At 50.8% G+C, this 14,229-nt stretch carries 13 protein-coding genes; 9 read left to right on the top strand and 4 right to left on the bottom strand.

Going from position 1 to position 14,229, the window contains the following annotated elements; genetic code table 11:
• Window positions 1-94 precede the first annotated feature (94 nt).
• From JRJ22_RS17935 to JRJ22_RS17895, 9 genes are all read left to right on the top strand, one after another.
• Window positions 95-748: a redox-sensing transcriptional repressor Rex gene (locus tag JRJ22_RS17935; protein WP_206100810.1), complete on the top strand. Its 654-nt coding sequence runs from the start codon at window positions 95-97 to the stop codon at window positions 746-748.
• On the top strand, window positions 735-2,036 hold the full coding sequence (locus tag JRJ22_RS17930; protein WP_206100809.1) for an amidohydrolase: 1,302 nt from the start codon (window positions 735-737) through the stop codon (window positions 2,034-2,036). Before JRJ22_RS17935 ends, JRJ22_RS17930 begins: the two co-directional genes overlap by 14 nt.
• Window positions 2,037-2,072: 36 nt before the next feature.
• Complete coding sequence (locus tag JRJ22_RS17925; RefSeq protein WP_206100808.1) at window positions 2,073-2,591, top strand: cell wall elongation regulator TseB-like domain-containing protein; 519 nt, start codon at window positions 2,073-2,075, stop codon at window positions 2,589-2,591.
• A 480-nt stretch (window positions 2,592-3,071) separates the two neighbouring features.
• Window positions 3,072-3,614, top strand: a complete 543-nt coding sequence (locus JRJ22_RS17920) for a hypothetical protein (protein WP_206100807.1) — start codon at window positions 3,072-3,074, stop codon at window positions 3,612-3,614.
• Window positions 3,607-5,109, top strand: a complete 1,503-nt coding sequence (locus tag JRJ22_RS17915) for an AAA family ATPase (RefSeq protein ID WP_206100806.1) — start codon at window positions 3,607-3,609, stop codon at window positions 5,107-5,109. Before JRJ22_RS17920 ends, JRJ22_RS17915 begins: the two co-directional genes overlap by 8 nt.
• A gap of 132 nt (window positions 5,110-5,241) precedes the next feature.
• Entirely contained in the window at window positions 5,242-6,114 is an 873-nt protein-coding gene (locus JRJ22_RS17910; protein WP_206100805.1) for a 3-hydroxyacyl-CoA dehydrogenase family protein, read from the top strand.
• Window positions 6,111-7,319, top strand: a complete 1,209-nt coding sequence (locus JRJ22_RS17905) for an acetate/propionate family kinase (RefSeq protein ID WP_206100804.1) — start codon at window positions 6,111-6,113, stop codon at window positions 7,317-7,319. The genes JRJ22_RS17910 and JRJ22_RS17905 overlap by 4 nt, the downstream gene beginning before the upstream one ends.
• A gap of 21 nt (window positions 7,320-7,340) precedes the next feature.
• On the top strand, window positions 7,341-8,636 hold the full coding sequence (gene asnS, locus JRJ22_RS17900; protein ID WP_206100803.1) for an asparagine--tRNA ligase: 1,296 nt from the start codon (window positions 7,341-7,343) through the stop codon (window positions 8,634-8,636).
• A 22-nt stretch (window positions 8,637-8,658) separates the two neighbouring features.
• A complete protein-coding gene (locus JRJ22_RS17895) occupies window positions 8,659-9,387 on the top strand; it encodes a DnaD domain protein (protein ID WP_206100802.1) in 729 nt (242 codons plus the stop codon).
• 188 nt (window positions 9,388-9,575) lie between these two features.
• On the opposite strand, the gene proC is transcribed toward JRJ22_RS17895, so the two are convergent.
• The 4 genes from proC to JRJ22_RS17875 all read right to left on the bottom strand — a co-directional run bounded on the left by proC (window position 9,576) and on the right by JRJ22_RS17875 (window position 14,189).
• A complete protein-coding gene (proC, locus tag JRJ22_RS17890) occupies window positions 9,576-10,442 on the bottom strand; it encodes a pyrroline-5-carboxylate reductase (protein ID WP_206100801.1) in 867 nt (288 codons plus the stop codon).
• 80 nt (window positions 10,443-10,522) lie between these two features.
• Window positions 10,523-11,770 carry a glutamate-5-semialdehyde dehydrogenase gene (locus JRJ22_RS17885; protein WP_206105193.1) on the bottom strand — a complete coding sequence of 416 codons (1,248 nt, stop codon included), beginning with the start codon at window positions 11,768-11,770 and terminating at the stop codon, window positions 10,523-10,525.
• A 40-nt stretch (window positions 11,771-11,810) separates the two neighbouring features.
• Window positions 11,811-12,914, bottom strand: coding sequence for a glutamate 5-kinase (proB, locus tag JRJ22_RS17880; protein ID WP_206100800.1), 1,104 nt, complete (start codon window positions 12,912-12,914; stop codon window positions 11,811-11,813).
• 363 nt (window positions 12,915-13,277) lie between these two features.
• Entirely contained in the window at window positions 13,278-14,189 is a 912-nt protein-coding gene (locus JRJ22_RS17875) for a LysR family transcriptional regulator (RefSeq protein ID WP_206100799.1), read from the bottom strand.
• Window positions 14,190-14,229 lie beyond the last annotated feature (40 nt).

Here is a 14,229-nt window from a genome sequence, read left to right as displayed (position 1 = left end):
CTCCGCATGCGCGTTCCCGGTTATGCTGCTGGAACGCGCCTCGCGGATTCATAAGCTATGCATTAGTGTGATTTTTATTTTAGGAGGAGAAAACATGAAATCGGATAAAATATCGGAGGCTGTTGTCCGCAGGCTCCCTGTGTACCTGCGTTTTCTGAACGATCTCCAGAAACGTGAAATCGCCACAGTTTCCTCTCAGGAGCTAGGGCAGAAGCTGGATCTCAACCCGGCTCAGATCCGTAAGGATCTGGCCTATTTCGGTGATTTTGGCAGAAAGGGCATTGGATATGATGTATCCTACCTGATCGAGAAAATCCGCCACATCCTCAAGCTTGACCAGCAGATCAACGTGGCTCTGGTCGGTGCCGGTAACCTCGGTCACGCCTTGTCCAACTATAACGCCTATTTGAAGGATACGATGAAAATTACGGCTGTCTTTGATTCTTATGCGCCTAAAGTGGGACAGAAGATCAACTCCCTGACTGTTCAGCCGATGGAAGAGCTGGGCCAGACGATTCGTGATCAGGGGATCCGGATTGGGATCATCACCGTTCCGGACAACGAAGCTCAGAATGTAGCTGATATTCTGGTGGAATCAGGGATCGAAGCGATCCTGAATTTTGCACCGGTAATTTTAAAAACCCCGCCAACAATTCGCATTCATGCAGCCGATTTTACAACCGACCTCCAGAGTCTGGCCTATTATTTGCATGATGGAAAGGAAGAACATTCGGATGAGCAGGAATAAGACAGTAATCGAAAATGGACGCTTCCTCGTACCTGGTTCGGTGCAACCCGTCCTGAGCGGTTATATGACCATAGAAAATGACCTGATCACATACATAGGGGAAGACAAGCCCGCCTTTGAAGAGGGTGTCCTGACCGTTGACGGCAGCCGCCTGCTGTTTATGCCGGGTCTGATTAATACTCATGGCCATGCAGCGATGTCGCTTCTGCGCGGCTATGGTGATGATATGGTGCTTCAGAGCTGGCTGCAGGAAAAAATGTGGCCGATGGAAGCGAAATTCACCGGAGACGATGTATACTGGGGGACTGCCTTGTCTGTTCTCGAGATGCTGAAGGGCGGCACAACGACCTTCCTGGATATGTACGATCATATGGACCGTGTTGCAGAGGTGACAGAGCAGTCCGGCATCCGTGCGGTGCTCATGCGCGGTGCGATCGGTCTATGCCCGGAGGATGTGCAGAACCAGAAGCTTGCCGAAGCCGTAGAGTTCGCCCGGAACTGGCACGGCAAGGCAGACGGCCGGATTACGGCAATGCTCTCGCCTCACGCTCCGTACACTTGTCCGCCCGAATTTTTCATGAAATTTGTGCAGGCAGCCCATGATCTGGATTTGCCGATGCACACGCATATGTCCGAAACGCGCCATGAGGTAGAGCAAAATGTGGCCGATTACGGCCTGCGCCCGGTGGCTCATCTGGAGAAGCTCGGTATGTTCACCAGACCGTCCCTGATTGCCCATGGTGTACATTTGAATGATGAAGAAATTGAGATTCTGGCCCGTTATAAGGTTGGCGTATCCCATAATCCGGGCAGTAACCTGAAGCTCGCGAGCGGAGTTGCCCGTGTACCTGAATTGCTGAGAGCCGGAGTGAAGGTCTCGCTCGGAACTGACGGAGCAGCCAGTAATAACAACCTGGATATGTTCGAGGAAATGCGGCTTGCAGCGCTGATCCATAAGGGTGTAAGCGGAGATCCGACTGCAGTACCGGCTCCGGAAGCACTGCTGATGGCGACAGAATACGGCGCTGCCTCGATCTATCTGAACAATGTCGGGCGCCTTGCCGCAGGTATGAAGGCTGATTTTATTGCTATTGATATTGACCAGCCTCATTTGCTGCCGCATTCTGATCTGCTCTCCCACGCCGTATATTCGGCAAGTGCCAAGGATGTTGAGCATGTCTGGATTAACGGCCGGCAGGTTGTAAAGCACGGCCGGTGTCTGACGCTGGATGAGGAAGAAATCCGCCGTAAGGCGCAGGAAACCTTTGAAAGCCTGCTCAAACGGTAATTTCAGGTTGTTATTTTAAGGAAAGGGAGCTGCACTTTGAGGAAAAGGAAAAAATGGCTTCCGCTGGGGATTGGCGTGGTGCTGCTCCTTTTGTTCGGACTCGGGCAGTTCTATGCCTATATCATGAAGGACCAGTGGAATGAGCGGAACGCAGCCAAGGAAGTTGCTAAGTCCCGTGCCGGACTGACGGAGATCACTAAAGCGCAGAAATCGGTGTGGGATGAAAATTCAGTCTACTGGGTGCTTACAGGGAAAAACAGTGCCGGGACGAAGCTTATGGTCTGGGTCCGTTTTACAGTTGACGGTAAACCTGCTGGCGGCGCCAACGATATCTATGCGGAAGAGCTGTCAAAAGGGACATCGGAGCAGCAAATCCGCGCTATTATAGCCGCTCAGCTACCGGGTGCAGCAATTAAGAGGCTTCTTCCGGGTGTGTTTAACGGTGAATACGCATGGCAGGTTTTTTACAAACTGGACAACAGGTATTATTACCAGTTCTACCGGTTCGCGGATGGTACGGCGATCGGTGAGGGCTATAGTCTTCCAAACAAATGAGATAGTGTAGGAGAAGCAGGCGGCGGGTGGACAGGTAACTGTTTACCTGCCGTTTTCTTTTTTTGATGAAGCGTATTGATGATGCATGATATAGACAATGATGTATATGATTGATATATACGATGATGAGGAACAGCACAGACTGCCGGAACTTCGCCGTTTATGTGACTAGTAAAATTAATATCTTGCTAGAATAATATTTTCGCAAATTTGCAAACAATCCGGCAAAAAGACCTGAATGAACTAATCATTCAGGTCTTTTTTGTCGATATAGGGGCAAAGAGCAATAAAACACCCAGAAATTAGTATCGAAAATTTTAAATATATTCACAATTTTATTCGGAATCGTATATACACATATGATATACTACTATTTGTATTAAGACATGCCAAAGAGCATGTCAGAATCGGAAACCTGTTTGACACGCTATCTATTGCATTCATATAGTTATAGCCCCACATCTGAGAGGAGGACGTTTCTTGAAATTACGTCTTGTGCCTGTGCTTTTAACGTCTTTGTTGTCTGCTGCGCTGCTCTTTGGAGGCTGGTATTCCTATCGCCAGTTCGCTGTGCAGGAGCCGCTCCAAAAGATTGTATCATCCTACGAAGGAGTCAACGATTCACATATTACTATTAACCGTAAAGAGGTCACTTTGAAACTGGATCTTGCACCCGGCACGAAATTGCGTGAGCTGGTGCAGTATGTGAACACGGAGGGCAGTTCCGCCATTGACGGACGCACCCTGAAGCTTGATGTAAATCAGCACTCCAGCGCCCTGCTTGACGAATATTGGGACAAGGCGATGTTCTCTGTCGCTGAAGCGATGGAGAGCCGTAAATATACACTTATCCCTGCCAAGCTGGATGGACTTATCGCGGAATATTCGCAATATAAAGATGTGACTGCAACGACAGAAATTGATGACAGTAACGTATATGTAAGCCTTACAAACGGTAAAGAGAGCAAATTTATCATTTTACCCCGGGTTCCAGGAGCGATAGGAGTGTGGAACAATGCCTAAGTATTGGAAAGAGGTTCTGACCGGATTTGTTCCGGTGCTGCTGATTTTTATGGCGTTTGTCGGTATCAATATTTTTCCGGTGATTATTGCCGCAGGCATGATTGGTGCACTGCTGCTGATTGCCCACCTGCGCGGCGGATTGACCGTAAATGCGGGCGGGGATAAGAAGCGTAAGAAGAGCGGCCCTTCCAAGCTTACCTTTGAAGAAATCGGCGGACAGGACAATGCGAAGCAGGAGCTGCGCGAAGCACTGGATTTTCTGATCCGGCATGAGGAAATCAGCAAGTTCGGGATTCGCCCGTTGAAGGGTATCCTGCTTACCGGCCCTCCGGGAACAGGGAAGACGCTGATGGCCAAAGCGGCGGCGCATTACACCAATTCCGTGTTTGTAGCGGCATCAGGCAGTGAGTTCGTGGAAATGTACGTGGGTGTCGGAGCCGGACGTATCCGTGATTTGTTTAAGGATGCCCGCAACCGCGCCTTAAAAGAAAACAAGCAAAGCGCAATTATTTTTATCGATGAAATTGATGTAATCGGCGGTAAGCGTGAAGGCGGACAGCAGCGGGAGTATGATCAGACGCTGAATCAGCTGCTGACTGAAATGGACGGGATCTACAACAACGACACCCCGCGTATCTTGTTGGTTGCTGCGACGAACCGTAAGGAGATGCTTGACTCCGCGCTGCTGCGTCCAGGCCGTTTTGACCGTCATATCCAGGTCGATATGCCTGACAAGAAGGGGCGCAGATCGATTCTCGATCTTCATGCCAAGAATAAGCCGCTGCATGCAGATGTTAATCTGGACAAGGTTGCTGAGGAAGCCTACGGGTTCTCCGGTGCCCAGCTGGAAAGCGTGATGAATGAGGCCGCGATTTACATGATGCGTGAGAACCTGAGCGAAGTGGAGCAGCGGCATCTCTCACTGGCCATCGACAAGGTGATGATGGGCGAAAAGACAGACCGTGAGACGAATCAGGAAGAAAAGCAGCGGGTGGCGATCCACGAGCTTGGCCATGCGATTATGGCAGAGTTGCTGCGTCCGGGAAGTGTCAGCCAGGTTACCCTGACTCCGCGCGGACAGGCATTGGGTTATGTGCGTCATAATCCACAGACCGAGCAGTACCTTTACACCAAGGATTATTTGGAGCATCAGATTATGATTGCCCTTGGAGGGGCAGCCTCGGAGGAAATGTATTACGGCGGACGCAGTACCGGCTCACGCGGCGATTTCGACCAGGCGCTCAACATTGTTGAGACGATGATGAAATCCGGGCTTACCTCGCTTGGCATTGCCAACCTGGAAATGGTTACCACGGAAGAATTAATGAAGGAAAATAGTAAAATATTAGATGAGCTCATGATTCGCACCCGTGACCTGCTGGAGAAACAGCGAAATGTGTTTGACTACTCTTTGGATATATTAATGAAGGAGGAAGTCCTCTCCGGAGAGCAATTTCGTTGTCAATTTCGTGACAGTGTGAGATTACCGGCATAATTATTTATGCCGGTTATTTTTTTTTACTTTTCAGACATGCTAAGATATTATTATATGTCGGGCTACATATTTTTTACGACAGACAAGGTACAATACAAAAGTATAGATACCTGAAAGGATGGAGACTTTTACATGAATTTTAAAAAAATCGGCGTCATCGGCGGTGGCACCATGGGTCAAGGGATTGCTGAAATGCTGGCAGCCAAGGGCCTGGATGTTTTGCTGGTGGAGAAAACTGCGGAAAGACTGGATTACTCTTACGGAATGATCGAGACAAGTCTCGACAAACAGTTGGAGAAATGGGCAATTACCCAGGCTGAGAAGAAACTGATTCTGAGCCGTATTCAAAAAGTGACACATTTCGCGGAACTCAGCTCTTGTGATATGGTTATTGAGACCATTACCGAAGACCTGGATGCGAAGCAAAAAGTATTCAATCAGCTGGATGCAGTGTGTCCGAGCAACATTATTCTGGCCAGCAACACGTCGACACTCAGCTTGACAGAGCTTGCCAGCTCTACAATGTATCCGGAACGCGTAATCGGCATGCACTTTATACATCCTGTAGCTAAGGTGGACCTTGTTGAAATCGTGCGCGGTCTGAAAACTTCTGACAGCACCTTTGAAGATACCAAAGCCTTTGTTGATGAAATCGTTGATAAAAAGGGCGTAATGATTTACGAATCCCCGGGATTTGTATCCTCACGCCTCATTTGCTTGTTCATTAACGAAGCTATGCATGTGCTTCAAGAAGGGGTTGCTTCTCCTGAGGATATCGATGATGCAATGCGCATTGGTTACCAATTCCAGCATGGACCGCTTGAAATGGCTGACCGTTTCGGATTGGATTCCGTGCTTGCCGCACTTGAAAACATGTTCCGCGAATACGGTGAACTGAAATATCGTCCATCGACTATTCTGAAGAAGATGGTGCGTGCAGGACAATTGGGTGCAAAATCGGGCGAAGGCTTCTTCAAGTATGACAAGGATGGTGACCGGATATGAACGTTCTAGTAATCAACTCGGGTAGTTCTTCTTTAAAATATCAGCTGTACAATATGACGGATGAATCCGTACTGGCAAAAGGTCTGGTAGAACGTATCGGGATGGATTCGTCCATTCTGACCCACAAACCGACCGGTAAACCGGATGTGACGGAAGTCAGTGAAATCCTGGAGCATAATACAGCGATCCGTAAAGTACTGGCGTGTCTGACCGACAGTGAGCATGGTGTAATCAGCTCCATCGATGAAATCAATGCTGTAGGCCACCGTGTTGTACACGGGGGGGAATTCTTCAAGGAATCCGCTTTGGTGAACGGAGATGCCAAATCGAAGATCCGCCAGCTGTTTGACCTTGCACCGCTGCACAATCCTGCTGCAGTAATGGGGATTACAGCTACTGAAATCAATATGCCGGGTGTTCCGCAGGCTGTTATTTTTGATACTGCGTTCCACCAGACTATGCCTGAAAAAGCTTATATGTACGCTATTCCAAGAGTGCTATACAACAAATACAAAGTCCGCCGCTACGGCGCACACGGCACATCCCATGATTTCGTCAGCAAAGCTGCAGCCGAATATCTGGACCGTCCGCTCGAGGACTTGAAGATCATTACCTGTCATATCGGTAACGGCGCCAGTGTAACAGCAGTTCAAGGCGGAGTATCCATTGATACCTCGATGGGGATGACCCCGCTTGAAGGTTTGATGATGGGTACACGCAGCGGTGACCTCGATCCGGCTATCGTGCCTTATGTAATGAACAAGGAAGAGCTGTCGGTTGGCGAAGTGAATTCCATGCTTAATAAGCACAGCGGTCTCTTGGCTATTTCCGGTGTGAGCAGTGACATGCGTGATATTATTGACGGTGCGGAAAAGGGCGAGCCTAACTCCACGCTTGCTTTTGAAATGTATGAATACCGTCTGCGCAAATATATCGGTTCTTATGCAGCCGCTATGAACGGTGTGGATATCATCGTCTTCACAGCAGGTGTCGGCGAGAACGCATCGCTGCTGCGCGAAAAAGTACTGAATAATCTTACTTTCCTTGGCATTGAGCTTGATGCTGAGGCCAACAAGGTTCGTTCCGGCGATCCGCGCCGCATCTCTACAGCTGATTCCAAGGTACAGGTGCTAGTGGTTCCGACAAACGAAGAGCTTGTCATTGCACGCGATACCTATCGCCTTGTGCAAGGAGTTAACGGCTAAATTAGAGGAGAGATCTTAGGCATGGCTAACAAGAGTGTTATCAAGAATGTGAATGAGCATGTCGGAGAAAGTGTTGTTATCGGCTGTTGGGTAAACAACAAACGCTCCAGCGGTAAAATTCAATTCCTGCAGCTTCGGGATGGTACAGGCTATATCCAGGGTGTTGTGGTGAAATCGGAAGTGCCTGAGCAGGTCTGGGACGATGCGAAAAGCCTCACCCAGGAAAGCTCGTTATATGTTACCGGCATTATCCGTGAGGAACCGCGCAGCCAATCCGGGTATGAAATGACTGTTACCGGAATAGAAGTTTTGCATCTCACCGAAAATTATCCGATTACCCCGAAAGAGCATGGCGTGGACTTCCTAATGGATCACCGTCATCTCTGGCTGCGTTCCGCGAAGCAGCGTGCGGTACTCGTTATCCGTGCGGAGATCATCCGTGCGATTCAGCAGTTCTTCAATCAGAATGACTTTACGAAGGTGGATCCTCCGATCTTGACTCCAACCTCGGCTGAAGGAACCACGAATCTGTTCCATACGAAGTATTTTGATGAGGATGCCTACCTGACGCAGAGCGGCCAGCTGTACATGGAAGCTGCTGCGATGGCACTGGGCAAGGTGTATTCTTTCGGGCCGACTTTCCGTGCGGAAAAATCGAAGACCCGCCGTCACTTGATTGAGTTCTGGATGATCGAGCCAGAAATGGCCTTCACGGATCACGAAGAAAGCCTCAAGGTGCAGGAAGACTTCATCAGCTTTATCGTGCAATCCGTATTAACCAACTGCCGCGCTGAGCTTGAAGCGGTGGGCCGCGATATCTCCAAACTGGAGAACATCAAAGCACCGTTCCCGCGGATTACTTATGATGATGCGATTAAGTTCCTGAATGAGAATGGCCATGAAATTGCCTGGGGCGATGATTTCGGCGCACCGCATGAAACTGCAATTGCCGAAGCTAATGACAAACCGGTGTTCATTACGCATTATCCGGCTTCCTTCAAGGCATTCTATATGAAGCCGCATCCTGAGCGCCCAGAGGTTGTACTCTGCGCAGACATGATTGCACCTGAAGGTTATGGTGAGATTATCGGCGGCTCGCAGCGTATCGACGATCCTGCGCTGCTGGAGCAACGTTTCAAAGAACATAACCTATCAATGGATACCTATAAATGGTACATGGATTTGCGGACTTACGGTTCTGTGCCTCACTCCGGCTTCGGTCTTGGACTGGAGCGTACAGTAGCCTGGATTTGCGGCTTGGATCATGTGCGTGAAACGATACCGTTCCCGCGTACCTTGTACCGCCTCTACCCGTAAATAACGCAAAGGGGGCTGGAGTATGGACGGCAAAGGATGGAATACCTGGGGTGAAGGCGCAGCTTTCGGTCTTCAGAACGGGATGGCCGTCATTCCTTATGCACTCTTAAAATATTACCGGAAGCTGAATCTTAGCGGCAGTGAAGCGATGCTGCTTATCCACCTGCTGTCTTTCCGGCAGGTGGAAGGCATCGAATTCCCGTCGCTGGAGGAACTGCAAACTGTGACCGGACGGAGCATATCTGTAATCGCCGGGGAGCTGCAGAAGCTGATGAAGGAAGGTTTTATCAGCATCGACGGAGATAATGACGAGCTGAGGGATATTCATTATGAGCAGTACAATTTCACAGGATTGTACAGCAAGCTTGGAGCTTATCTTGCGGAGGCTGCACAGGAAGCTGCTCAAGGCAAGACTGCCGGTCATGCGCAGACAAGCAGGACAGCTGGACGTTATGCCGGCAATCCCGCTGCTGCAGCGCCCGGAGAAGCCGAGGAGAGCCGCAACCTGTTCAGTATTTTCGAGAAGGAATTTGGCCGTCCGCTGTCACCGATGGAATGTGAGACGATATCCGGCTGGGTAGATCAGGACCGTTATCCGGAGGAGCTCATTCTGCTTGCGCTCAAAGAATCCGTATTTGCAGGAAAGGTACACTTCCGTTACATCGACCGGATTTTGCTCGAATGGGCACGCAACCGGGTAAAGAATGCCCAGGACGTGAAGAACTACTCACAGAATTTCCGCGGAAGATAAGAATAGCTGATGTGCAGTAACCCTATTGCCTTGGGTTGATCCAAGTGCAATAGGGTTATTTTTTCGGTGGAGGATTAATAACCAGATGTATGTTTATGTGATTCGGATTGAATAGGAAACACCATGAAAAACCCGCAGGCGCATCCTTTTGAGGAGCACGTGCGGGTTATACATCGTTAAGGGCAGGATTATAGCAGTTCTTTCTCAACAGCAGCGCCCATTTCACGGGAGCGCTCAGCGCAGCTGTTCACTGCTGCAATGACTGTCTCGAAAAAATCACCTTTTTCGAGGGTTTCAATCGCGGCTTGCGTTGCACCGTTTGGAGAGGTAACCTTTTTCCGCAGGGCAGCCGGTTCTTCACCTGTCTGCTGTACCATACGGGCTGCTCCCAGCACGCTCTGCACGGTTAGCTCTGCGCTCTGCTCCGGTGTCAGTCCGCCCCGGATGCCTGCGGCGGTCATTGCTTCCATCATGTAATAGATATATGCTGGTCCGCTGCCGGAGATCCCGGTCAGGATTTCCATCCGTTCCTCTTCAATCACGGAAGTGATGCCGACGGATTCAAAAATATTGAGTGCCAGACGGCGGCCAGAGTCGTCCACCTCCTTGGAGAAGGCAATACCGGTCGCTCCAAGTCCAATGGTACTCGAGGTGTTGGGCATCGTGCGTACCACTGGCTGTGTTGTGCCGAGCAGGGCTTGAATTGTACGGATCGTCAGGCCTGCGATAACAGAGACAATGAGCTGACCAGGTGAGAGCAGCGGAGCGAGGCCGCGAAGTGCCTCAGCAGCATCCTTTGGTTTCATCGCCAGGACAATCACATTAGCATTTGCCAGGATTTCCGCTTTATGTCCGGGATCATTGCTGCCCTTTACGCCGTAACGGCTTCGCAGCTCAGCCAGCCGTTCGCTGCTGCTGCGGTTAAGCATGGTGATGTTCTCAGAAGAAATTACGCTGCGGGCAATCATACCCCGCACAATCGCTTCGGCCATCGACCCGGCGCCATAGAAGACGATTTTATCATTAATAAGTGGAATAGTCGGTTGCTGACACATGCAATAAGTTCCCCCTAAATGTATTGTTCAGCATACTGCCGCGGATTGACATCGGCAAATTAACTGCGGAAGTATGCCTGTTATCCCCGAATTTGACCGTTGCCGCGGATTATATATTTGCAGGAGGTGAGTGCGGGCAGACCCATCGGACCGCGGGCATGCAGCTTCTGGGTGCTGATCCCGATTTCGGCGCCGAAGCCGAATTCAAAGCCGTCCGTGAAACGTGTAGAGGCATTATGATAAACGGCAGCAGCGTCTACTTCCTGCAGGAAACGTGCAGCATGTTCAGCATTTTCAGTTACGATGCATTCGGAATGTTTGGTGCTGAACTCGGCAATATGGCGTAAGGCTTCATCTAGCCCGCTAACAATCCGGATATTTAGAATATAGTCATTATACTCAGTTGCATAATCTTCCGCGGTTACCGGTACTGCCCAGGGAACTAGGGCTATAGTTTCCGGACAGCCGCGTAATTCAACATTTACCCTGCGAAAGGCTTCGGCAAGCGAAAGCATATGTTCAGCAGCATAGTCGCGGTGAATAAGCAGCGTTTCCATTGAATTACAGACAGAAGGGCGCTGGGCTTTGGCGTTAAGGCTGATCCGTTCAGCCATTTCAGGGTCACTGCCCGCATCCAGATAACTATGGCATATGCCTGCTCCTGTTTCAATCACCGGTACGGTAGCATTGAGGACAACATTCTGGATCAGAGAGCTGCCCCCACGCGGGATAATGACATCGAGGAGGCCGTTCAGCTTGAGCATCTCATCCACAGAGGAACGGCTCGGATCTTCAATCAGCTGCAAGGCTGCGGAAGGGATTGACGTTTCAGCCAAAGCGTTATGCAGTACTTCGACAATTTTACGGTTAGACGAGAGGGCAGAAGATCCGCCGCGCAGGACCACGGCATTCCCGGTCTTGAGACACAGCCCGGCTGCATCGACTGTTACATTAGGACGGGCTTCATAGATGATGCCGATAACACCAAGCGGGACTCGGATTTTCTCGATCGATAGACCGTTCGGACGTTCAATCGTTTCTAGGGTGTCGCCGATAGGGTCAGGCAAGACAGCGATTTGCTGCAGTCCCTCCGAAATTGCGTCTATCCGGCTGACATCCAGTGCCAGACGGTCCAGCATAGATTCCGGAGTGCCTGCGAGACGCCCGCGCTCCAGGTCTTCCAGATTGGCGGCAATAATAGCGGAGGCTTCGCGCCGTAATGCTGCAGCCATGACAAGCAGTGCTTCATTTTTCTGGCCTGTGGTTAGGCTTGCAAGTATCCCCGTGGTCTCTTTCGCCAATGAGGCTTTAGTAACGACTTCACTCATATTAACGACTTCACTCATATCTTTCCCTCCTGTAAGTTGTTTATCGTAGCGTAATCCATTCATCGCGGTGAATAACCTCTAGCCGGTGGACTTCACCGAGCTTCGGGACGATCTCGCGGCTGGGCAGACCCTGAATGCTGCGCAGCTGGGTGTCATCATAGTTTACGATACCCCGGCCCAGCAAGGTAGCATCGGGGCCAAGCACTTCAACCACATCCCCGGAGTGAAAGCTGCCTTCAATCCGTCTAACACCGACTGGAAGAAGACTATGTCCGCCGTGGAGCAGCGCTTCGACGGCTCCTTCATCCACATATAAAGAGCCGAGCGGAGTCGACATGAACCCGAGCCACTGCTTTTTGACCGGCAATGAGGAGAGCGTGGTATCAAAATACGTACCCTTACCTGTTCCTGCCGCAGCCAGCCGCAGATCTCCAGGTTCAGTGGCTCTGCCGATAAACACAGGTACTCCGCCTCTGGTAGCAATTTTGGCAGCGTCAATCTTGGAACGCATCCCGCCTGTCCCTACACTGGAGCCTGCTCCGCCTGCGAAGGCATAGATTTCAGGAGTGATTTCCTTCACGTGACTGTAGCGGACGGCATCGGGATTCTTACGGGGGTCGCCGCTGTATAATCCGTCCATGTCCGTCAGCACCAGGAGGCGGGAGGCTTTCAGCAGGTTCGCGACCAGCGCAGACAATGTATCATTGTCCCCGAACTTCAGCTCATCGACCGATACGGTGTCGTTCTCATTGAAAACGGGAACAGCGCCTTGCCGGAGCAGCTCCTCCACCGTCATCATAGCGTTGTTCATCGCCCGCCGGCTGCAGAAGTCGGTGCGGGTCAACAGAATCTGGGCGGTCGGCAGGCCATGCTGTCCGAAAGCCTCCTGATAGGCCTGCATCAGCATAACCTGTCCGACTGCGGCTGCGGCCTGCTTCTCATGCAGCAGCTTCGGACGGGACGGATAGCCGATGCCGCGGAAGCCGGCGGCTACTGCTCCGGAGGTTACCAGCAGCACCTCACAGCCGTCCTTCCTTAGTGCAGCAATCTCGGCGGCGAAGAAGGCCACTGCTTCGCGGTTTAATCCGCCTTCAGGGCCGGTGAGCGAACTGCTGCCTATTTTGACTACAATACGTGTCGTCAATTGTTTTCACTTCCCTTTCAGAATAAAGAACATAAACCTGAAAACGACAAAAAGCCCCCATCCTAAGACTTAGCAAAGGACGAAAGCATGATTAACTTCCGCGGTACCACCTTCATTGATGAGGGATCATCCGACTTCATTCTCATAACGGGAGTTTCCGTCCTGCAGAAGGCAGGCCGCTCGGGGGTAGGATTCAGAAATAACAACCGTGGTAAATTCTCTCAGCCTTCCGGAATTTACTCTCTGCTCACGGATAGAGACATTTCTTACTGGTCCCGTCTGCACGTTTCACTATTTGACATTTAGAATACCATGGCAGTGTGCCGTTTGCAAAGGGTGTATACTGGAATATTTTTGGGCTCGTTACACGTCCGTCAGGCTGGCTACTGTTGTTTTGAAGGTTTGAATAAAAACCTCAGCGGCCTTGGACAAATAGCGGCCACGGCGGTAGGCGATAACCAGTGTACGGCTGGGTACAGGCTCGGCCAGCGGCAAGTAGACAGGCACGAATTCACTGCGTGGTGCACGGGCGATGAAATGGGGCACGAGTGTAACTCCCATACCTGTGGCGACGAGCGACTGCACTGTCTCCATATTATTGCTCTCGAAGACGATTCGCGGTTCGAACCCGGCTTCACGGCATAGCTCTACCGTCATTTTGCGGAAGCCTTGCCCTTCTTTCAGCACGATAAACGGCTCGTTCTTCAGTTCCTCCAGAGCTGTACGGATCCCTTGCGCACTGCGTGATGCCAGAGGGTGTTCTGGAGGCACCGCCAGGTCGATCCGTTCCTCTCCAAGCACTTCATAGGCCAGCGTGGGAATCTCCAGAGGGAGGGAGAGCAAGCTTAAATCCGTCTGACCGCTGGCGGTCAGCTTTTCCAGATTCATAGAAGAGTCCTCAAGCAGTGAAATCTCAAGCTCCGAATATTCCCGTTTGAACACAGGCAATACATGGGGCAGCAGATGTGCTCCGGTAATCGGCATGCTTCCGACCACTACACGTCCGGTGCGTAGCTGTGAAATATCAGACATTTCCTGGCGCAGCAGTTCTACAGCATCGATTATTGCTTGAGCCTGCTCAACAAATTTCTCTCCGGCGTGGGTCAGCTCTACGGAGCTCGTATTGCGCTGAAACAGCATAACGCCAAGCTCCTTCTCCAGCTTGGACAGCTGCTGGCTGAGTGACGGCTGGGCTACATGCAGCTTGTCCGCAGCACGTGAGAAATTCCGCTCCGCTGCAATTTGCAGCGCATACTGTAATTGTCTAAGTTCCATAGTGTACTCCTCGAGTATATAGATTACTTATAAGTATAGC

The organism is Paenibacillus tianjinensis, from assembly GCF_017086365.1.
In the GTDB taxonomy this organism is placed as follows: Bacteria; Bacillota; Bacilli; order Paenibacillales; family Paenibacillaceae; genus Paenibacillus_AQ; species Paenibacillus_AQ tianjinensis.
This window is presented reverse-complemented; position numbering and strand designations above follow the sequence as displayed.